17 protein-coding genes and 1 pseudogene are annotated in these 20,394 nt (G+C 58.5%); 11 read left to right on the plus strand and 7 right to left on the minus strand.

Annotated elements, in window-relative coordinates; all coding sequences use genetic code 11:
• Positions 1 to 115 precede the first annotated feature (115 nt).
• Positions 116 to 1,789 (minus strand): urocanate hydratase, encoded by a 1,674-nt coding sequence (gene hutU / locus AAFH99_RS04325; protein ID WP_406828762.1) that lies wholly within the window; start codon positions 1,787 to 1,789, stop codon positions 116 to 118.
• A gap of 339 nt (positions 1,790 to 2,128) precedes the next feature.
• Positions 2,129 to 2,872 (minus strand): histidine utilization repressor, encoded by a 744-nt coding sequence (gene hutC / locus AAFH99_RS04330; protein ID WP_406828763.1) that lies wholly within the window; start codon positions 2,870 to 2,872, stop codon positions 2,129 to 2,131.
• Positions 2,873 to 3,392: 520 nt separating this feature from the next.
• On the opposite strand from hutC, the gene hutI reads away from it, so the two are divergent.
• Both hutI and hutG read left to right on the plus strand, forming a co-directional pair.
• Positions 3,393 to 4,622 (plus strand): imidazolonepropionase, encoded by a 1,230-nt coding sequence (gene hutI / locus AAFH99_RS04335; RefSeq protein ID WP_406828764.1) that lies wholly within the window; start codon positions 3,393 to 3,395, stop codon positions 4,620 to 4,622.
• On the plus strand, positions 4,606 to 5,559 hold the full coding sequence (gene hutG, locus AAFH99_RS04340; RefSeq protein WP_043320149.1) for a formimidoylglutamase: 954 nt from the start codon (positions 4,606 to 4,608) through the stop codon (positions 5,557 to 5,559). Before hutI ends, hutG begins: the two co-directional genes overlap by 17 nt.
• Positions 5,560 to 5,570: 11 nt before the next feature.
• Here hutG and AAFH99_RS04345 read toward each other — a convergent pair whose 3' ends face one another.
• Positions 5,571 to 6,161: an NUDIX hydrolase gene (locus AAFH99_RS04345; protein WP_043320150.1), complete on the minus strand. Its 591-nt coding sequence runs from the start codon at positions 6,159 to 6,161 to the stop codon at positions 5,571 to 5,573.
• 203 nt (positions 6,162 to 6,364) lie between these two features.
• On the opposite strand from AAFH99_RS04345, the gene ampC reads away from it, so the two are divergent.
• From ampC to AAFH99_RS04375, 6 genes and pseudogenes are all read left to right on the plus strand, one after another.
• On the plus strand, positions 6,365 to 7,573 hold the full coding sequence (gene ampC / locus AAFH99_RS04350) for a class C beta-lactamase (RefSeq protein ID WP_406828765.1): 1,209 nt from the start codon (positions 6,365 to 6,367) through the stop codon (positions 7,571 to 7,573).
• 3 nt (positions 7,574 to 7,576) lie between these two features.
• Positions 7,577 to 7,807 (plus strand): hypothetical protein, encoded by a 231-nt coding sequence (locus AAFH99_RS04355; RefSeq protein WP_043320152.1) that lies wholly within the window; start codon positions 7,577 to 7,579, stop codon positions 7,805 to 7,807.
• A 199-nt stretch (positions 7,808 to 8,006) separates the two neighbouring features.
• A complete protein-coding gene (locus AAFH99_RS04360; RefSeq protein WP_406828766.1) occupies positions 8,007 to 10,052 on the plus strand; it encodes a DUF3857 domain-containing transglutaminase family protein in 2,046 nt (681 codons plus the stop codon).
• Between the two features lie 205 nt (positions 10,053 to 10,257).
• On the plus strand, positions 10,258 to 11,883 hold the full coding sequence (locus AAFH99_RS04365; protein ID WP_406828767.1) for a hypothetical protein: 1,626 nt from the start codon (positions 10,258 to 10,260) through the stop codon (positions 11,881 to 11,883).
• 212 nt (positions 11,884 to 12,095) lie between these two features.
• Positions 12,096 to 12,326 (plus strand): annotated as a pseudogene (locus AAFH99_RS04370) (TetR/AcrR family transcriptional regulator); the annotation flags it as partial.
• A 353-nt stretch (positions 12,327 to 12,679) separates the two neighbouring features.
• Positions 12,680 to 12,742, plus strand: coding sequence for a hypothetical protein (locus AAFH99_RS04375; RefSeq protein ID WP_369797833.1), 63 nt, complete (start codon positions 12,680 to 12,682; stop codon positions 12,740 to 12,742).
• A 106-nt stretch (positions 12,743 to 12,848) separates the two neighbouring features.
• On the opposite strand, the gene AAFH99_RS04380 is transcribed toward AAFH99_RS04375, so the two are convergent.
• Genes AAFH99_RS04380 through AAFH99_RS04390 form a run of 3 tightly spaced genes read right to left on the minus strand, consistent with a single transcriptional unit; the run spans position 12,849 to position 14,111 of the window.
• Positions 12,849 to 13,103: a DUF2164 domain-containing protein gene (locus AAFH99_RS04380; RefSeq protein ID WP_406828768.1), complete on the minus strand. Its 255-nt coding sequence runs from the start codon at positions 13,101 to 13,103 to the stop codon at positions 12,849 to 12,851.
• Positions 13,100 to 13,894, minus strand: coding sequence for a type I methionyl aminopeptidase (gene map, locus AAFH99_RS04385; RefSeq protein ID WP_406828769.1), 795 nt, complete (start codon positions 13,892 to 13,894; stop codon positions 13,100 to 13,102). Before map ends, AAFH99_RS04380 begins: the two co-directional genes overlap by 4 nt.
• On the minus strand, positions 13,887 to 14,111 hold the full coding sequence (locus AAFH99_RS04390) for a ParD-like family protein (protein ID WP_043320158.1): 225 nt from the start codon (positions 14,109 to 14,111) through the stop codon (positions 13,887 to 13,889). Before AAFH99_RS04390 ends, map begins: the two co-directional genes overlap by 8 nt.
• Before the next feature lie 149 nt (positions 14,112 to 14,260).
• Here AAFH99_RS04390 and AAFH99_RS04395 point away from each other — a divergent pair, with 149 nt between their 5' ends.
• The 3 genes from AAFH99_RS04395 to AAFH99_RS04405 all read left to right on the plus strand — a co-directional run bounded on the left by AAFH99_RS04395 (position 14,261) and on the right by AAFH99_RS04405 (position 17,731).
• The gene (locus AAFH99_RS04395; protein WP_406828770.1) at positions 14,261 to 14,932 is read left to right on the plus strand and encodes a pseudouridine synthase; all 672 of its coding nucleotides are present in this window, start codon (positions 14,261 to 14,263) and stop codon (positions 14,930 to 14,932) included.
• 211 nt (positions 14,933 to 15,143) lie between these two features.
• On the plus strand, positions 15,144 to 16,730 hold the full coding sequence (locus tag AAFH99_RS04400; protein ID WP_231491973.1) for an alpha/beta hydrolase: 1,587 nt from the start codon (positions 15,144 to 15,146) through the stop codon (positions 16,728 to 16,730).
• Between the two features lie 122 nt (positions 16,731 to 16,852).
• Complete coding sequence (locus AAFH99_RS04405; RefSeq protein ID WP_406828771.1) at positions 16,853 to 17,731, plus strand: hypothetical protein; 879 nt, start codon at positions 16,853 to 16,855, stop codon at positions 17,729 to 17,731.
• Between the two features lie 93 nt (positions 17,732 to 17,824).
• On the opposite strand, the gene AAFH99_RS04410 is transcribed toward AAFH99_RS04405, so the two are convergent.
• Complete coding sequence (locus tag AAFH99_RS04410) at positions 17,825 to 20,173, minus strand: Tex family protein (RefSeq protein WP_406828772.1); 2,349 nt, start codon at positions 20,171 to 20,173, stop codon at positions 17,825 to 17,827.
• Positions 20,174 to 20,394: the final 221 nt, after the last annotated feature.

Raw genomic sequence — 20,394 nt, forward strand, 5'->3', positions numbered from 1 at the left:
GATTGCCCCGTCATACCGGCGAAGGCCGGTATCCAGTGATTTGGCAGCGGAGTTTTTTCAGGCGCCGATGCTGGATCCCGGATCAAGTCCGGGATGACGATTTAAATAAGATTGATCAGTTTTTTAGCATCGGCAGGTCCAGACCCTGCTCTTTCGCACAGTTTTTGGCAATGTCATAGCCCGCATCCGCATGGCGCATAACGCCGGTGGCCGGGTCGTTCCACAGCACGCGCTCGATGCGTTTTTTCGCGGCTTCGGTACCGTCACACACGATCACCACACCGGAGTGCTGGGAGAAGCCCATGCCCACGCCACCGCCGTGGTGCAGGCTCACCCAGGTGGCGCCTGAGGCAGTATTCAGCAGCGCGTTCAGCAGCGGCCAGTCGGAAACGGCATCGGAACCGTCCATCATGGATTCGGTTTCGCGGTTGGGACTGGCGACGGAGCCGGAGTCCAGGTGATCGCGACCGATCACCACCGGTGCTTCCAGTTCGCCTTTGGCCACCATTTCGTTGAACGCCAGTGCCAGGCGTGCGCGGTCTTTCAGACCGACCCAGCAGATACGTGCGGGCAGTCCCTGGAACTGAATGCGCTCGCGGGCCATGTCCAGCCAGGTGTGCAACTGGGGATTATCCGGGATCAGTTCTTTTACTTTCGCGTCGGTTTTGTAAATGTCTTCCGGGTTGCCGGAAAGCGCCGCCCAGCGGAAGGGACCGACGCCTTCGCAGAACAGTGGACGGATGTAGGCGGGTACGAAGCCGGGGAAGTCGAAGGCGTTTTCCACACCCACTTCAAACGCCATCTGGCGAATGTTGTTGCCGTAGTCGAGGGTGGCGGCGCCGCGCTCTTGAAGAGTGAGCATGGCCTGCACCTGCACACCCATGGATTTTTTCGCTTCTTTGACTACCAGCGCTTCGTCGCGCTTACGCATTTCGGCGGCGTGGTCCATGGTCCAGCCTTGCGGCAGGTAGCCATTCAGCGGGTCGTGGGCGGAGGTCTGGTCGGTAACGCAGTCCGGGACAATGCCGCGCTCGACAATTTCCGGGAATACATCGGCGGCGTTGCCGAGCAGGCCGACGGAGATGGCTTCCCCCTTTTCCATGGCTTCGTTGATCATCGCCAGGGCTTCGTCGAGGCTGGTGGCTTTTTTGTCCACGTAGCCGGTGCGCAGGCGGAAGTCGATGCGGGTTTCATCGCACTCGACGGCAATCATGCAGAAGCCGGCCATGGTGGCCGCCAGCGGCTGGGCGCCACCCATGCCGCCTAGGCCGCCGGTCAATACCCATTTGCCTTTGGCAATCCCGTCGAAATGTTTGCGTGCAACCGCGGCGAAGGTTTCGTAGGTGCCCTGGACGATGCCCTGGGAGCCGATGTAGATCCAGGAGCCGGCGGTCATCTGGCCGTACATGGCGAGGCCTTTTTTATCCAGCTCGTTGAAGTGTTCCCAGTTGGCCCAGTGGGGGACCAGGTTGGAGTTGGCGATCAATACGCGCGGGGCGTCGGCGTGGGTTTTGAAGACGCCGACGGGTTTGCCCGACTGGACCAATAAAGTTTCGTCGTTTTCGAGGCGCTTGAGGACTTCGACGATTTTGTCGTAGCACTCCCAGTCCCGCGCGGCGCGGCCGATGCCGCCGTAAACCACCAGGTCTTCCGGGCGTTCGGCAACGTCCGGGTGCAGGTTGTTCATCAGCATACGCAGGGGAGCTTCGGTGAGCCAGCTTTTGGCATTCAGCTTGGTGCCGGTGGGGGCGGCAATTTTGCGGCTGGGGTCGTGCCGTTTGTCGGTCATGGTTGCCTCGTCTATTTCCAAATTCTGTGGATAGTTTGAATTGGAGTTTGGTGGGTTTTTGGCCCGCAGTTTTAAATCTGGTTCTGTGGCGGCGAGGCACCGGGTAGAGGTTTTCAGGACCGCTGTGAACCCATCCCTGGGCGCTTCGGCGCAAACATCCTGTTTGCGACGATCCTGAAAACCTCTACCCGGCACCCCGCCTTCAATTCGTGCTTCTGTCCTTCGAGTCTCGTCATCCCGGACTTGATCCGGGATCCAGTGCCTCCGAACTGGCAACACATCTGGATGCCGGATGCTTTTGTCATGCCGGACTCGATCCGGTACCGGCATGACGAACTTTTAAAACCGGAGTTGTGCGCCCAACCGGTACCGATTCCCCGGGTGCACCAGCCGCGCAAAACTCACCGTGCCCGCACTGCTTTTTGTACGCCGCCAGATCTGCAGGCACGCCGTCCCCTGCTTGATTTCCAGCGCCGTACCAACTGCTTCATCCGCACCAATCGCTTCAACCGTGGTATCCACCTCCGTCAGCGGTGCCACACGGGTCAGGTATTCATTGGGTGTAGCCGCGTGGAAGTTCTGGTGCAGGTATTCCGGCACCAGTGTGGGGTTGGTATAGCGTTCTTCGAACTGGATCGGCAGGTCGTTGTCCAGGTGCACGATGATGGAGTGGTAGACCGCAGCGCCTTCGGCGAGACCGAGGGCGACGGCGACTTCGGTGTTGGCTTCGGTCTGCTCCAGTTTGAGGATGCGGTTGCTATAACTGTGACCGCGGGCGGCAACTTCGTCGGCGATGTTGCGGACTTCCAGCAGGGAGCCGGCAGGCAACGGTTCGGCGACGAAGGTGCCGAGGCCCTGGGAGCGGATCAGTACGCCTTCGTCGGTGAGTTCGCTGAGTGCACGGCGGGCGGTCATACGGCTGACGTTGAAGTCCTGGGCGAGCTGGTTTTCCGAGGGCACGCGAAAGTGCGCGGGCCATTCACCGGATTCGATCTGCGCGCGGATATGCGCCTTGATGGCGGCGTAGCGGGGCTGGCTGCCGAGATCTGTGGTGGCGGTGGTTGTGGATAACTGACTGCTCATACTTGTGTGGTCTTTACCTGCTCGGGTAGAGTGTCCGCCTGGTTGTACATTCTTGTATATACAAGTTTGTTGGTGGGGCAACTATGGATTTGATGTGGGAGGCTGTCAATAGGTGGGTGGTTGTTCGCCTGCAGGGCAGGTTCCTACAAAAGGATCGGATTGTTGTTGTCATGATCCGGCATCCAGAAGCTCGGCCAGTTCAGTGGCACTGGATCCCGGATCAAGTCCGGGATGACGAGGGCCGAAGTGCAGAAGTATGAATCGAAGGTCAGGTGCTGGGGGCAGGGTTTCAGGATCGTCGGCAACAGGGACGTTGCCGACGAAGCGTACATGGGTTAGGCAAGTGTTTGCGAAGCACTGCTTCGCGCGCAGCCTAACGACGCCAATCTGTGATTGGCGGCCAACGCACGAGACCAAGGTGCCCGGCCGCCAAGAAACGAAGTTCAAGCGCTGTGAGAATCCGCGCCAAACTCTCCCAACAGGGCTATCGTTACAAATAACGCCAATTCAGTGAGCGACTATGACTGAACGCTGTGATCTGCTGATTACCAATGTCCACGCGGCCACCATGGACCCGTCCCTGCCCGGCGCATATGGCGCGGTAGAGGATGCCGCGGTGGCGGTGACGGGCAACAAAATCGTCTGGATAGGGCCGCGCCGCGAACTGCCGGAATGTACCGCCGACCAGGTTGTCGACGGCGAAGGTCAGTGGCTCACGCCGGGGTTGATCGACTGTCACACCCATCTCGTGTACGGCGGCCACCGCGCCGGGGAATTTGCCCGTCGCCTCGGCGGTGAAAGCTATGAAGAAGTTGCCCGCGCCGGTGGCGGTATCCTGTCTACCGTGCGCGCCACCCGTGCCGCCAGCGCCGACGACCTGTACCGCAAGGCCCAGCCGCGCCTCAAAGCCCTGATGGGCGAGGGTGTCACCACCGTCGAGGTCAAATCCGGCTACGGCCTGGACCTCGACACCGAGCTCAAGCAGTTGCGTGTCGCCCGCCGTCTCGCTCAGCATCACCCGGTGAATATCCTTACCACCTGCCTTGCCGCCCACGCTCTGCCGCCGGAATACGACGGCCGCGCCGACGATTATATCGACCTGGTGTGCAACGAGATTCTGCCCGCTGTCGCCAAGGAGCAGTTGGCCGATGCCGTGGACATGTTCTGTGAACATATCGCCTTCTCGGTGGAACAGTGCGAACGGGTCATCAAGGCCGCGCAGCAGCTGGATCTGCCGGTAAAAGTGCACGCCGAACAGCTCGCCGCAACCGGTGCCACCAAAATGGCTGCCCGCGCCGGTGCCCTCTCGGTAGAACATATTGAGTACATCACCGACGAAGACGTCGCCGCCATGGCCGAAAGCGGCACCGCCGCCGTGCTGTTGCCCGGCGCCTTTTACACCCTGAAGGAAACCCGTGTACCGCCGGTGGAAACCCTGCGCACTGCCGGTGTCCCCATGGCGATTTCCACCGACCTGAACCCCGGTAGCTGCCCCATCGCCTCCCTGAGACTGATGATGAATATGAGTTGCAACCTGTTTGGCCTGACACCGGCGGAAGCGCTCGCCGGCGTCACCCGGTCCGCGGCCCGCGCCCTGGGAATCTGCTGTTCCCGAGGGGTACTGCGCGCGGGGCTGCGTGCGGATATGGCTCTGTGGCCGATGGAAACTCCGGACCAGCTTGCCTACGAGGTGGGCGCGCTGAAACCGGCCGAAATCTTTGTTGGGGGGCTTCATGTTACAGCTGGCTGATATGCGCCTTTGGAGCGGACGGGTTGACAGTGAGGATGGCAAGGCCGGCAAGCGCTGGCACCAGGACATAGTGCCGCTGCACCTGGACAGTCCGCCGGGCTTTGCCATTCTCGGCTTCGCCTCCGATGAGGGAGTGCGCCGCAACAAGGGCCGTATCGGCGCCGCCAAGGGGCCGCGGATTTTGCGCCTGGCCCTGGCGAATCTGCCGAAAACCTTTGGTGCACCTTTGTACGATGCCGGCAACGTGCGGGTGGAAAAGGACGACCTCGAGTCCGGGCAGGCCATGCTCGGGGCGCGCGTTACCGAGTTGATGAGTGCCGGGCACTTCCCCATGGTACTCGGCGGTGGCCACGAGATCGCCTATGGTAGCTATCAGGGGATCGCCCGCTGGATGCGCGAACAGCACCGGGACAAGACCCTCGGCATTATCAACTTTGATGCGCACCTGGATATCCGCCTGCCTGCCCCCCAGGGGTCTTCGGGCACCCCGTTTTACCAGATCGCCGAACAGTGCGATCTGAACGGCCGTCCCTTCAATTACCTTTGCGTTGGCGCCGCCGCCACCGCGAACACCCCTGCCCTGTATCACCGGGCGGAAGAGCTGGGGGCACAGGTGATTTCCGACCGGGAAATTGTGCCCTGGCGGATCGAGCTGGTGCAAAAGCAGATCGCCGACTTTATCGACCGGGTGGATTATGTGTACCTCACCATCGACCTGGATGTGCTTCCGGCGGCCGTGATGCCCGCGGTGTCTGCACCGGCCGGGCGCGGCGTGGCGTTTGAATTGTTCGAACCGCTACTGGATACGGTGCTGGAATCGAAGAAGGTGTGCCTGGCAGATATCGCGGAATTCAATCCCTACTTTGATATCGAGGATCACGCGGCGCGCACGGCCGCACGGGTGGTGTTCCAGATTGCCAATGGCATCAAGGGATGAGATAGCGTCGTCTAGGGAGACTGTCGTTCCGGCGGCGATGCCGGTATCGGCTCTTCCGGCGGTAACTCTCTCGGTGGTCGCCGCGCCTCCAGGTAACGCTTGATATAGGGCTTGTGGGTATAGATCACATCGTCCGGCAGGCGATGCAGATCGAAGAAACGGTAGCCGTAGATTTCTCCGTCGCGGATCGCCACCTGCTTGTCCTTGAGGCGGCCGCGAACTGCGATGTTGATGATTCCCGAGCGCGGTACCTTGTTCACTTCCAGCACCTCGAAGTCGTCGATCTTGATATCCAGTTCCTCGCTCAGCTCGCGCCGCGCCGATTCCTCGAATGATTCGTTGCGCTCCACCCAGCCCCCGGGCAGGGCCCACTTATCCTGATAGGTATGGCGCACCAGCAACAGCTGATTGTTGCGCTCGACAAAGTAGACCATGCCCACTACGAATTTGTCAGTGAGTGCGTAGGAGATATTCCAGCGGATCTTGGGGGGCAGTTTGCGATAGAGCTCGTACTTCAGACCGGGAAAAGCCACAAACGCCCCCACTACCAGCGCGCCCAGCAGCAGAAGTATCAGGAAGGCTTTAACTAAAAATGATCGCATGTCCGGTACGGCTTGCTCGCGGTCTACTTCTCGGGTGAATGGGTAAAGTGTATCCGACCAGAGCCGGGGCTTTCGAGTAGTTGTTGCCCGCTGGGGAAAATTTCCGGGCTATAGTGCAGTCTCCACTGCACTTTCTGACGGCTTTATAGTCAGACACATACAAGACCCGGTGGTTTCAGCCACCCACACAATAAGGAAGCTCCATGCCTCAGCCCATTTCTCTATTCCAATTTGCCAAAGGGTTGCTGGCGTCGGCCGGCTTCCTGAGTGGCGCGATTGCGCAGGCGGAATCGGGCGCCAGTGCAGCACCCGATCGGCTGGCGTCCGTGGTGGTAGAGGCCATTCAGCCTGTGGTGGAAAAGTACCAGGTCCCGGGGATGGCCCTGGCACTCACCATCGACGGTGAGCCGCACTTCTTTACCTTTGGGGAAACTGCATTGGACGGCGGGGCACCCGTTACCGAGCACACCCTGTTTGAGGTGGGCTCTGTCAGCAAGACCTTTACCGCCACGCTCGCAGCCTACGCCGAGGTAAAAGGTGCGCTGGATTTCCACAAGCCGGTCAGCGCCTACTTGCCGCCACTGCGCGGCAGCGCCATGGATCGGGTTTCCGTGCTCAATCTCGCCACCCACACTGCTGGCCACTTCCCCTTACAGTTACCAGAGGATATCGAAAGTGATACTCAACTTTTGGGGTATTACCGCAATTGGCAACCGCAATATACTCCGGGCACCAAACGGACCTATTCAAACCCAGGCATTGGCCTGCTTGGGTTTGTGGCTGCGCGCAGCCTCAATCAGCCCTTTGCTCAGGTGATTGAAAAGGAGATCTTTCGTGGCCTGGGTTTATCGGACACCTTTATCAGAGTACCGAAAAGCAAGGTGGACGATTATGCCGTCGGGCACAACAGTAAGCATGAGCCGGTGCGGGTGAATATTCGGCTGCTAAGTGAGGAGGCCTACGGGGTGCGCTCCAGTGCCGCAGATCTCACTCGCTATCTGGCGGCACAGATGCAACTGGTCAATGTCGACGGCGACCTGCAGAAGGCGCTTGCAAAGACCCGCACTGGCTATTTTGAAACCGATTACTACGTGCAGGATATGGTGTGGGAGCAATACACGCTGCCGGTGTCTCACACGGGGTTGCTGGCCGGGAATTCCCGCGAGATGATCAGCGGTGATCGTGAGGTCAGCGCCATTGGCCCACTGGCGCCACAGGACAACGTGCTGATCAACAAGACCGGTTCCACTGGAGGCTTCTCCGCTTACCTGGCATTTATTCCCCAGCAACGATTTGGTTTTGTGCTGCTGGCCAACAAGTATTTCCCCAATGATGAGCGCGTCGACGTACTGTATAAAATACTGGAAACGCTTCTACCGGAAGTCACCACTTCCAGCTCCACAGAGGATTGATTGATGAAATCTGGAATTGCCCTGTCGTCACTGGTACTTGCCCCATTGTTCCTGGTGGCCTGCAGCAACCAACAGATCTACGACGGAATCCAGCAAAACCGGCTGCACAATTGTGAAAAGTACCCGGATGCCCAGTACGAGGAATGTGTGGCCGATTATCAGAAAGATTATCGGACCTATGAGCGGGAGCGGCAGGCGCTACTGAAACAGGGGGGCGCAGGTGCGGAGGAATGATTGGTCATCAGTCTGGTGTGAACTGTGCCGAAAGGAGCTGGTGCCAAGCACGCGTAGTCGTTCGCAATAAACCAACCAGGCTCTGGTGAGAGAGGAGGGGCCGCGGACATGGTGCTCATTGCTTACAACTTATATGATGGGTTTGCTGGCCATGCAGTGGGCGTGGTCAGGTGGTTGTATGCGATGAAAGATGACAATAATGAAGCAGTTGCTCTCTCTTGGAGGTGTTGCACATTTTCTGTGCTTCGCCCTCACCCTGATCCTGTACCCCGCTACCCCGGCAGCGGCTTCCTCCCAGCCTGAGTATCAACTCGCGGCTCGCCCGAGCTGGGTGCAGCCGGTAGAGTTGCCAAGCCTGTCCGCCAGGGCAGAGGCGGATGATGGCCTGCGCAACCTGTTGCTGGATGCTCAGACCAACCTGGCGGGGCCGCGGAAAGAACGCTTTTTCCGGTTTGCCATGCAGCCGCTACGACAGCAGGGCTTGCAGCAAATATCCAGTATCAGTCTCGGCTTTTCTCCCGCCTATGAAGATCTTGTCATTCACGATGTGACCGTTGTGCGCGATGGTGTGCGGTCCGATCGATTGCAATCTGCGGAAATCAAACTGTTTCAGCGGGAAGAAGAGCTGGAAAAAGACCTTTATGCAGAGCGCTGGACCGCAATGCTACTGCTCAAGGACCTGCGCATTGGCGATATCATTGAATACAGCTACACGGTAAGCGGGAGCAACCCGGTTCTCGGTGATGCCTATTTTGGTCGTGAGTTACTGAGCTGGGGGGTGGCCATCGAGCGCCTGCACCTTTCCGTGTTGACTCCGAGCGAAAAGCCTTTGTACTTGCGGAGTACCGGTCGCGACGACGTCGAGATTCGCAAGCAGCAACTGGGTGCCATCACCCGCTATTATGTTGATCTGCACAACAATGCCGCACTTCAGCTTGAAGACGGCGTGCCGGAGTGGCTTTCTCCCTATCCTTATATCGAGTTCACTCAGTACGCGGATTGGCGAGAGGTCAATCAGTGGGCTCACAATCTCTACGCGCCCATGACGGACCAGCTGCCGGCGGAATTTTCACTGTGGCTGGAAGAATTGCGCGGTACGCCCGCGGAAAAGGCCGCCGCGACAACCCAATGGATTCAGGAGCATATCCGCTATTTCGGTATCGAGCATGGAGTTAACTCCCATCTGCCATCCTCTCCCCTGGAAACCTTTGAACGGCGTTTTGGTGACTGCAAAGACAAAACGGTGTTGCTTGTTGCCGCGTTGCGCAGGCTTGGTATAGAGGCATACCCCGCGCTGGTTTCGTCCATAGAAAATATGGACCTTGACCAGCGGCTGCCATCCCCCGGCCAATTCGATCATGTGATTACAACACTGAAGCTGGGGGGGCAGCGATATTGGGTGGATCCCACTGCCAATAATCAGATGGGCTCTCTCGATGCGATGTCATTGCCCGATTTTCACTGGGCTTTGGTGGTTAATGGTGAATCCTCCAAGCTCACAGCAATCGAACCTGCCACCGAAGCACAGACCCGCGGCCAGATTCTGGTGGAGGAAACCCTCGTCCTGGATCGCAATCGGCGTTCCGCGGAGCTGAGCGTAGTCAGTCACTATGTGGGTCAGAGCGCAGAGGGGTTGCGTAGTTACGCTGGCTACCGGGATGTGCAGACTATCAGCAACGACTTTCTGCAATTCTATGCACGATTTTTCCCTGGTATCGAATTGCTGGAATCGACCGAGATTGATGAAGTGGAGGGGCGCAATGAGTTACGGGTACGTGAGCGCTATCGCCTGAACAACTTGGGAGATAACGTGGGAGGGCAGACGTTGCTCAAACTCTCTGCTGCCAGTATCGCAAGTAATCTGTCTTTGCCTCAGACTCGCCAGCGTAAATATCCATTCCGCTTGCCCGGCCACATGCGCGTGGACGAACGCATCACCGTTGTCGCACAGAACGACGAGGATTTGCGCTGGTTGGAAGGGCAGGGCGACACCGATGTGCATACACCCTGGTTCGAATTTTCAAGAGAAGTCAGTAAAGAGAAAAAGCAGTTGGTCATCGACTACCGCTACGATTCGCTGGAAAAATCGGTCGAACCGCAAGACTTCTCCGAATACCTGCAGGCAATCAACCGAATGGATGGCGGGCTGACTTATTCCGTATGGTTGGCACCAGCAGCTGTATCCGCCGATGAACGACGGGATCGCGCCAGTAGCCTGGCAAGAGATCTTCTGAAGCGCCGTTAAAAAATAAAACTTGAGAAACAGTATGTGCACCAGGCTTGTTGATTTATCCCGCCGGATCACCGTGGCAGTTTTCTTGACTGCAACTCTGGGAGGATGTGCAACCTCGAATAATCTCGATGGTGGATCCGCCGGGCGGTCGCAGGGAGATTCTGGTAAGCAGTCACGTGCCCCGATAGTTGCTGACGCGGAGCTCTTGCAGCGTTATATGTCAGCCGACGAACGGTTCGATGCGCTGACACGCAAGGTGAGACAGAACCCGGGTTCGGTGGAGTTTTTTGACTTCTGGGAGGCCTATCTGGACACCTCTTACCTGCACAGCGCGGTCGATGTACGCGCGGAATTCCAACAGGAATTGGCTGCACTGGCGAGTGGTAAAGATGGCGAATGTACGCAGATTGACTGGGCGTATTGGAGTCAGCGCAATTTCATGGAGCTGGAACCCCATCTTGCGGCTCAGGCGTGCTACGAGTCGATTGGTGAGACTGCGTTGGCCTTACAGCATGAAAATTCCGTTCAGTACATTCTGCGTGGTGTGCTGGGTAGCGGCGATGGGGCGAGCATTGATACAGCCTACGAAATTGCACTGCTGGATCATGCGGAAGAGATCCTGCAACTGGCGGGATACCGTGTACGCGATGCTCTCCTGCAACCGGTGGCCAGTGGTATCGGCCTGATTTATATCGTCATTGCCGAAGATCCGGACACGGGTGTTCAACACGAGTTTTATTTTGAGAATCAACGGGTCATCAATGTGTTGCTCGGGGCCACTTACCCCTTCGCCGGCGTTGGTGGAAATTATGTGCCACAGGTGCTGCGACCGCTGGCCGAAGGTGGTGTGAGTTCGGCGCAAATTGGCTTGGGCCGCCTGCTAGAGGAAACCGAGGATGTGGAGGGAGCCGCGAGGCAGTACGCCAGCGCGATCAGCTCCGGTAGCGAAATCGCGCAATTGCGTCTGGGCGTGGCGGCACTCAAGGGTGTGTTGCCAGGCTACTCCCGGGAAAATGCCGTGGATCTGCTGATAACCTCTGCCGAGCAGGGTAGTGCCAACGCGATGGTTGCGCTGGCATTTGTCTATCAGCAGGGGCTTGGGGTAGAGCCCAGCGAAGTACTATCTGAACAATTTATGGCGGCTGCCAGTCAGCGGCTAGAGCCAGGTAAGGCATGGTTGCTTCTGTCTGCGTTCTATCTCGATGAGGAGTTGGGGAGCTCGGTGACTGCCGGGATGCGCTATGTAAAAAAAGCCGCGGCAGAGGGGTATCTGCCCGCACGGAGGATAGCGCTGCAGGCAGAACTCAACAGCTTCTGGGAGGAAGCCGATCTGGACGCGCTGTTGCCCCCGCTGCAGGAGCTGGCTGAAGCGGGCGATATCGAAGCCGGTGTAATCTACGCCCGACGCGTGCTGACCGCGCCAGCGTCCCAGGCGGTCGAACGGGTGCTGAATGCAACCCGGTATCTGGAAGGTGCGTTGGCGGTCCACTCCGATATGGCGTATGCCCTGCAGGGCGATATACATCGAAGTAACCGGGAATATGTCGCGGCGAGAGCGTCCTATCTGCGCGGTGCATCGGCCACGGCGAGCCAGTTGGGAATGGCACTGTTACATCAGCAACAGCGCCTGCCTGACTCCGATCCGGTGCATGGGTCACTCTGGTTCATGATGTGTGGCAGCCATGGCGACAGTGAATGTCTCTACCAGTTGGGGAGTCTGTTCCTGAGCGGCGAAGGTGTGGATCGTGACCCGGAGACCGCGCGTCAGGCTTTTCACGAGGCGGCAATGCGTGGGCATTCGCGCGCACAGCTGGCCCTCGAGCGGCTGGAGCGGAATTTGTGATGCAGCGCTGCACCGATTTTTGGCAGATTTTACGGAATAACGGCTAATATGGCGCGAAAATGGTGCCATAGTACCGGTAGTTGTGGCACTTGATGACAAGCTGCCCGAACTTTGTGCGTTCCTTGTACGATTGACCGATAATTGACCATTGTATAGGGTGCGTGTTTCGTGCCTCAGGTGCACCCGAAAATAGTCCCTTTCGAGGAATTGACATGGTTTCCAGTAGCGGAGCTGGCGAGAATTTTTCCGCTGCTTCTTCCCGCAGGCCTGCGGCAACGAACAAGAAGGCCGAGAAGCGAGAGATCGCCAAGGCGAAGATCCTGAATGCCACTCTGGATCTGATTGCCCGCAAAGGGCTTGCAGCCCTGTCCCATCGTTCCATTGCCAGTGAGGCCGGTGTGCAGCTGGCGATGACCACTTACTATTTCGGCACCATCGACAATATCCTGGTGGCGGCGTTTGAAGAGTACTGTAAGTCCATGGAGCCGGTGAATGAGGACTTGCGGCGGGCGCAACAGGCTCTGTTGTCCAGCTCCGTGGACGAGAACGGCGAGCTGAAGGATCGCAGGCAGTACATTGAGGGCGTTGCCGAGGTCTTTGCGCAATTGATTGATACCGGCCCGACCGCACGCTTGCGGCAATTGCGGATCGAATGCCAGTACCTGTACGAGCAGCATCCGTCCGAGGCCCTGGCGGAAAAAATTCACGGATATAACGATTGGCTTTCCGGTATCGCCCGTGAGTTTATCGAACCTCTGGGCTCCGATGCCCCGGCGCTGGATGCGCAGATGTTTATGTGGATGGTGCAGTGTCTGGAGTTTTCTGCAGTGACCAGTGTGGGAATCGACGGCGCCAATAGCCGTCAGGTATTACTGCGCATGCTGCGTGGCATGCTGGGCTGATGGGCCAGCCCGCCCCACTGGGCCGGGCTATCCCCATATCCGCGCGCAGATGTTTCGGGTGAATCAGTAACCTTCCGGCTGTTCGAGCTCTTGAATCACGTATCCCACCTCTTCGGCTTTCTCGAGGAAAACCTGCTGCGCATCGTAAATCCCGCGGTTATAGAAAAAGGGGCCCAATTCCTTCGCGAAAAAATCGATTAAAAACTCCGCCTCGAAACCGCCAATATCCTGCTGCAGCTCGTCCATAAAGTAGGACTTGATCTTTGCGGCCATCCGTTCCTTCTGATCTTTGGTAAATTCGATTTCTTTCACTGTCATCCCGTTCGTTGCTTTCCGTGTTCCCGCTCCTCGGCTCGCAGTGTCAGCACTTCGCAGCCCTCTGCGGTCACCAGTACCGTGTGTTCCCACTGGGCGGACAGCTTGCTGTCACGGGTGACTACTGTCCAACCGTCTTTCAGGGTTTTGGTTTTGTGGGTGCCCTGATTGATCATTGGCTCAATGGTGAAGGTCATGCCTTCCTTCAGGATCTCCCCGGTATTCTGGCGGCCGAAGTGCAGCACCTGTGGAGCTTCGTGCATCTCCCGGCCGATACCGTGTCCGCAGTATTCCCGCACCACGCTGTAGCCCCGCTCCTCGGCATGCTTCTGGATTGCGTGGCCAATATCCCCAAGCCTGGCTCCGGGGCGCACTTTTTTAATGCCCTCCCACATGGCCGTATAAGTGGTTTTGACGAGCTTGTGTGCGGCGGGAGCAACCTCACCAATCAGATACATCTTGCTGGAGTCGGCGACAAAGCCGTTTTTCTCCAGGGTGATGTCCAGGTTCACGATATCCCCGTTTTTCAGCTTGCGCGTTGCGCTGGGCATACCGTGGCAGACCACTTCGTTGATGGAGCAATTGAGCGTATAGGGGTAGTCATACTGGCCTTTGCTGGCTGGGCGAGCTTTGAGTGTATTGACGATATAGTGATCCACCTGACGGTCGATCTCCATGGTGCTCACACCCGCTGCAACGAAATCGTCCAGCATCGCGAAGACCTGGCTGAGCAGGCGGCCGGATTCGCGTATCAGTGCCTGTTCCTCAGGCGTTTTCAATTGCACCTTATTCACCGGTTTCGCTCACCTCTTGGGCCAGGGCTTGCAGGCTGGGGGTCGGATTGCGTAACAGCATCCTGCAAAGCTGGTTGTAGTTCAGGTTTGGGTGCAGCTCCGCGAGCATACCGATTCTCACCCAGAATTCGGCCTGGGCATTGATGGAGCGTGACATGACGGTGCTTGCCTGACGTATTTCATCGTGCAATGCGTCGGAGATTTTTACGATGCCCACGGGGAGCTCCTCTGGCGATCAAGTAATCGGGTTATATGAAATATATGTGAATCGTATATTGTGCGAGTTGGCTTGGCAATGAATCCTGTGTGCCGGGGAGGCGGAATTGCGTAAGCTTGCGCGTATTTGTCGTTGAGCCGAGGTCAAACTTGCGTCCTTATACCCCGCCTGCCCACCCCTTTCTCGATGTGGTTTACAGCGATGCCCAGCTGCTGGTGCTGGATAAACCCAGTGGTCTGCTGACTGTGCCCGGGCGGGACCCTTCCCACAAGGACAGTCTGGCCAGCCGCGCTCAGCAGGATTACCCAGACGCGCTGATTGTGCACCGCCTGGATATGGATACCTCCGGCCTGGTGGTGATGGCGAGGGGCGCAGAGATACATCGCCAGCTCAGCGGCCTGTTCCAGAACCGGCGGGTGGAGAAGCGCTATGTCGCCCGGGTGTGGGGGGAACCGGGACAGGATGAAGGCGAAGTGGATTTACCCCTCATCTGCGACTGGCCCAACCGGCCGCGGCAGAAGGTGTGCTTTGATTCCGGCAAAGCGTCTCTCACCCGTTGGCGAAAGCTTGCTGGTGATGGCCAAACGGCACTGTTAGAGCTGTTGCCGGTAACGGGGCGCTCACACCAGCTGCGGGTGCATATGCAGGCCATGGGCCACCCTATACTCGGTGATCCCTTTTACGCCCACCCCGAAGCCCAGGGAGCGGCATCGCGGCTGCTATTGCACGCGCAGGAGCTCGGATTTGAGCACCCCGCACTTGGGCACCCCATGCACTTTTTCTGCGACGCCGGGCCAGCATTTGAGTGGCCGACAGAATAATCGAGACTGGGCTGCAGGGATCTCGCTGGAAAATGCGTCCCCGCAGGGAAAAGGTCCCAATCCAGGATAAATTTTATGATCTGATATAGCGTGACCGGGTATTATTGGGCGCGTTGCACAAGGAGTTCCGGTGGGTAGCAAGCATTCATTGCACCAATCGTGAATACAGTAAATACAAAAGTGCACTTGCCGATTCAGAAGGAGTTTGCCGGTGGCGGTTGCGATCAATACCCTGGGTGGTCTTGCACTCTATCGTGATGGTAATGAAGTCAGATTACCGGCATCGAAGCGCACCCGTGCCCTGCTGGCATATCTCGCGATCACCGCCCGTCCACACCGTCGTGACAGCTTGTGCGAGGCTTTCTGGGAGTCACCGAATGACCCAAAAGGGTCATTGCGCTGGTCCCTGAGCAAACTGCGGCCGTTGGTGAATACCCCCGAGTGTGAACGGCTGCAGGCCGACCGTGAGCGGGTGGTACTGGAAGCCGGCGATATCGCTATCGACACCCGGATTCTTGCGGATGAGTTGCGCGCCCCCACTCTCTGTGTTTCCCGTCTCTGTGACATTGCTGCGCGCCTCAACGCTCCTTTTCTCGAGGGGCTGGAGTTACCAGAGCAGGATATCTATCAGCGCTGGCTGAATGGCGAGCGTCGCGAACAGGAGCGGCGACTCACACAGGTCTGTTCGCGACTGGCTCAGCACCCCGACAACGCACTGGATGAGCAGCTGCTGTGGGCACAACGCTGGCAGGAGCTCGCGCCCTTGTGCCCCAGCGCGGCAACGGTGCTGGTGACTCTTTTGGATCGCATGGGGCTTACCGCGGAACTTGACCGCACTGCGCGGGAGCTCGACCACCGCTTCCGGCGTGCAGCCATCTCCTGGTCAGCAGCAGCGCGGGCACAAACCGAAGCCGGACCGCCCTCGGATGAAAAGGGGTTCACCGGTCGCGAGCTGTTGGCGCGCCAGAAAATTCATTTCTGCCGTGCCCGCGATGGCGCTCGCATCGCCTACGCCTCCGTGGGCGAAGGGCCGACAATAATCAAAGCTGCCAACTGGCTGACACATCTCGAGCACGACTGGGATGCACCGATATGGAGCCCGCTGTTTCGTGATCTCGCCTCCGATCACCGCTTTATCCGTTACGATGAACGGGGCAATGGTCTGTCCGACTGGAATGTGGGGGAAATCTCATTTGAGTCGTTTGTGACCGATCTGGAAACTGTGGTCGATGCCTGTGGGGAGCAGCGGTTTTCCCTGCTGGGTATTTCCCAGGGCGCGGCAGTCTCTATTGAGTACGCGGTGCGCTACCCGGAGCGGGTCAAGCACCTGATTCTGTTTGGCGGCTACGCCGCTGGCTGGCGAGTGGGTGCCAGTGAGGCGGTGACCCGCGAGCGCGAAGCGGTGATGACACTCACTGCCACGGGTTGGGGGCAGGATAATCCAGCTTACCGGCAAATTTTCTCATCCACTTTTATGCCGTCTGCCAACGCGGAAGAGTTCGCCTGGTTCAATGAGTTTCAGCGGCGCACGACCTCGCCGGAAAATGCGGTGCGTTTTCTGTCCGTGTTCAGTGATATCGATGTGCGCGCACGCCTGGCGCAGGTGCAGGTGCCTACCCTGGTGATTCACTCGCTTGGTGACCAGCGCATTCCCGTCCATATAGGACGGGAACTGGCTGCCTCCATCCCCGGTGCGGAATTTGTCGGGCTGGATAGCAACGGCCATCTTCTGCTGGGGCGCGAAGCCGCTTCTCGCGACTTCGTGCGGGCGGTGCGCGAGTTTATCGCGCACCACTGATATCGAGGGAACCTCAACTTCTGCCCGATTACCACGCTTTTTCAAATGCTGGCTACCACGTCATCTCTGTAACCTTGTGGCAAATGAATCACTCGGGAAACGCTACAGGGAGTCTAGTCACGATGCTTACGGCAACGGAGTTTACCCGTCAACTAATGGGGTTGAGGGATCAATACCGGGCGGATAATGCCTGGGTCGGCAACTGGCGCAGCGGCAGCTGGAATGACGAAAATACCATGGCGCACTACATCCACTGTGCCTATAACCTGTATCGCGCGACAGCGACCAATATGTTGAAGCTTACGGTACTCGGCGGTACGCAAATTCGACTGGATGATGCCTATATCCGCAATTTTGGGATCACCGGCGCCAATGGGATTCAGGACAGGACTACCAAGGAGCATGTGTACGCAGAAGTCATGCGGCGTATCGGACGTACCACCAACCCCAGCCCCACTGCAGACAGAAACCCCGCGCCGGTTGTGCGCAGCGGCAGTATCTTGAGTGAAAAAGGGTGGACCCCTATTTTGAACGATGCGTTGATTATTGGCGCCGCCGCGGGCCGGCAACAGTTTGCGCTCGCGCTCACTTCGGCGGAGCAATTGCGCTGGGAGCGGATCAATGGTGATAAGGTGACCCGCTTTGCGGTGAATGCTTCGCGGTTTGGTGAAACGCCGGCGTTGAAAAGTGCGTGGAAGTCTTTTTTTAACGCCAGTAAAAAAATGTTCTTCGATGGCGGCAATCCACGGGTGTTCGCCCGCGAGCTGCTCGGACTGTATTTCTTCGGTTATAAACCTGAATACTCCTGGCATCAGCTGATCTTCCGGCCACCGCAGGGTGGTGTTGTGCGGCCCACGTTCAACCTGTATCTGGATGAGCTGCGCAACGTGAATTTTCATACTGGAGACCAAACCCGAATCATGCAGGCCATCTCGAACTTGTTGTTTGACGAGCCCGGCGCGCTGGGGCAACCCTGGACGCGCAGGAGACTGGCCGTCTAGGGTCGGGGTAGCACCATGTCCGGGGGAGAATATCTCGGACAAAAAAATGGGCGGCCACTGGCCGCCCATTTTGCTTTGCCGGAAATAAAAGGTTTACTTCTTACCCTTCATTGCCGCCGCCAGCAGGTCACCCATGCTGCCGCGACCACCGTTGCCGCTCCCCTGTTGCTGGCGGCTGCGGTTGTTGTGGCGGGTCGCTTGACGGGATTCGCGGTGGTCGCCTTTCTTGACGCCGCCGCTGCCCTGCTCACCGGGCTCGTCGCTCATGCGCATGGATAGGCCGATACGCTTGCGCGCCACGTCCACTTCCATCACCTTCACCTTGACGATGTCGTTCGCCTTCACTACTTCGTGCGGGTCTTTTACGAACTTCTCGCTCAGTGCGGAGATGTGCACCAGGCCGTCCTGATGCACACCGATATCCACAAAGGCACCGAAGTTGGTGACGTTGGTGACGGTGCCTTCCAGCACCATGCCCGGACGCAGGTCCTTGATTTCTTCCACGCCGTCTTCGAACTTGGCGGTGCGGAATTCCGGGCGCGGGTCGCGGCCGGGTTTTTCCAGTTCGGCGATGATGTCTTTTACCGTGGGCAGACCGAATTTTTCATCGGTATAGTCCATCGGGTTCAGCCTGCGCAGAAAAGCGGAATCGCCGATCAGGCTGTTGATCTCGCGGCCGTTCTTCTCGGCAATGCGTTTGACCACGATGTAGGACTCCGGGTGCACACCAGAGCGGTCCAGTGGATTCTCGCCGTTGTTGATACGCAGGAAGCCGGCCGCCTGTTCGAACGCCTTGGGTCCGAGGCGCGGAACTTCTTTCAGCTGGTCGCGACTCTTGAAGGCGCCATTCTGGTCGCGGTAGCTGACGATATTGGCGGCGATGGAGGCGGACAGGCCGGACACGCGGGTCAGCAGTGGCGCGGAGGCAGAGTTCAGCTCGGCGCCGACGCCGTTCACACAGTCTTCCACCACCGCGTCCAGGGAACGCGCCAGCTGGGACTGGGATACGTCGTGCTGGTACTGGCCCACACCGATGGATTTGGGTTCGATCTTCACCAGCTCGGCGAGCGGATCCTGTAAGCGACGGGCGATGGAGATGGCACCGCGGATGGTCACGTCCAGGTCCGGAAATTCCTTGGCGGCGAATTCAGAGGCGGAGTACACGGAGGCGCCGGCCTCGTTCACCATCACCTTCTGGGCGGTGAGCTTGAATTGTTTGATGGTCTCGCCGACAAACTTGTCGGTCTCGCGGCTGGCGGTGCCATTGCCGATTGCGATCAGGCCCACGTCGTACTTTTTGCACAGGGTGGCGATCACCGCAGCGGATTCCGCCAGCTTGTTTTGCGGCGGATTCGGGTAGATGGCGGTGTGATCCAGCACCTTGCCGGTGGCGTCCACCACGGCCACTTTCACCCCGGTGCGCAGGCCCGGGTCCAGGCCGATGGTGGCTTTCTGGCCGGCGGGGGCGGACAGCAGCAGGTCCTTCAGGTTGCGGGAGAACACCTTGATGGCTTCCTCTTCCGCCTTCTCGCGCAGCTGGCTCAGCAGGTCGGTTTCCAGACTGGTCAGCAACTTGATGCGCCAGGTCCAGCGCACCACTTCACCCAGCCATTTGTCCGCCGGACGCCCCTGGTCCTCGATCTCCACATGACGGGCAATCATCGCCTCGCAGGGGTGGGCCTGAGTCGGTGCGCGCTCTTCGTCGCCCTCGAGGCCGAGATTGATAGCCAGAATGCCTTCGTTGCGGCCGCGGAAAATCGCCAGGGCGCGATGGCTTGGCACCTTGGCCCAGTCTTCCGCATATTCGAAGTAGTCGCGGAACTTGGCTCCTTCCTCTTCCTTGCCGGGAAGCAGCTTGGATTTGACCTGGCCTTCGCGGCTGAGGAAGTCCCGCAGCTTGCCCAGCAGCTCGGCGTCTTCGGCGAAGCGCTCCATCAGAATGAACTTGGCACCGTCGAGGGCACTCTTGATGTCCTTGACGTGCAGGGCGGAATCCTCGTTGTCGCTGTTGAGGTACTTTTGCGCTTCCTCTTCCGGGTTCAGGCTCGGGTCGGCGTAGAGGGCGTCGGCGAGAGGCTCCAGGCCCGCTTCGATGGCGATCTGGCCCTTGGTGCGGCGTTTCGGTTTGTAGGGGAGGTAGAGGTCTTCGAGGCGGTTTTTGGTGTCGGCGGCGTTGATCTGCTGGGCCAGTTCCGGGGTCAGTTTGCCCTGCTCGTCGATGCTTTTCAGGATCGCGGCGCGGCGCTCTTCCATTTCACGCAGATAGCGCAGGCGGTCTTCCAGGGTGCGCAACTGGGTGTCATCCAGTTCACCGGTGACCTCCTTCCGGTAGCGGGCGATAAACGGCACCGTGGCGCCCTCGTCCAGCAGTCCTACGGCCGCGGCCACCTGTTGTGGGCGCACGTTCAGTTCTTCGGCGATACGGGCGTTGATATCCAACATCTTGTTATCTACTTCCTCGGAGAGTCATTAACAGAGAGTCACTTACACAGAGTCATGGGTATTTCACGAAATCGACGGCGGTGCCGGCCGTGTAAAAAGGGCGGCCATTATGGGCCATGCGACGCCACTGACCAAGATTGAAAACCGCGCCTTTTTAAACCGGGTGGTCGCGGCGCAGAATTGCGCATAGAGGTCTTTTGCGGTCAAGCGCATTCTGCTGC

The organism is Microbulbifer sp. ARAS458-1 (assembly GCF_045348205.1).
Lineage (GTDB): Bacteria > Pseudomonadota > Gammaproteobacteria > Pseudomonadales > Cellvibrionaceae > Microbulbifer.

Coding starts and splice junctions, on each gene's coding strand:
- hutU (WP_406828762.1), bottom strand. CDS start 1,789: ATGACCGACAAACGGCACGACCCCAGCCGCAAAATTGCCGCCCCCACC.
- hutC (WP_406828763.1), bottom strand. CDS start 2,872: ATGAGCAGTCAGTTATCCACAACCACCGCCACCACAGATCTCGGCAGC.
- hutI (WP_406828764.1), top strand. CDS start 3,393: ATGACTGAACGCTGTGATCTGCTGATTACCAATGTCCACGCGGCCACC.
- hutG (WP_043320149.1), top strand. CDS start 4,606: ATGTTACAGCTGGCTGATATGCGCCTTTGGAGCGGACGGGTTGACAGT.
- AAFH99_RS04345 (WP_043320150.1), bottom strand. CDS start 6,161: ATGCGATCATTTTTAGTTAAAGCCTTCCTGATACTTCTGCTGCTGGGC.
- ampC (WP_406828765.1), top strand. CDS start 6,365: ATGCCTCAGCCCATTTCTCTATTCCAATTTGCCAAAGGGTTGCTGGCG.
- AAFH99_RS04355 (WP_043320152.1), top strand. CDS start 7,577: ATGAAATCTGGAATTGCCCTGTCGTCACTGGTACTTGCCCCATTGTTC.
- AAFH99_RS04360 (WP_406828766.1), top strand. CDS start 8,007: ATGAAGCAGTTGCTCTCTCTTGGAGGTGTTGCACATTTTCTGTGCTTC.
- AAFH99_RS04365 (WP_406828767.1), top strand. CDS start 10,258: ATGTCAGCCGACGAACGGTTCGATGCGCTGACACGCAAGGTGAGACAG.
- AAFH99_RS04380 (WP_406828768.1), bottom strand. CDS start 13,103: ATGACAGTGAAAGAAATCGAATTTACCAAAGATCAGAAGGAACGGATG.
- AAFH99_RS04405 (WP_406828771.1), top strand. CDS start 16,853: ATGCTTACGGCAACGGAGTTTACCCGTCAACTAATGGGGTTGAGGGAT.
- AAFH99_RS04410 (WP_406828772.1), bottom strand. CDS start 20,173: ATGTTGGATATCAACGCCCGTATCGCCGAAGAACTGAACGTGCGCCCA.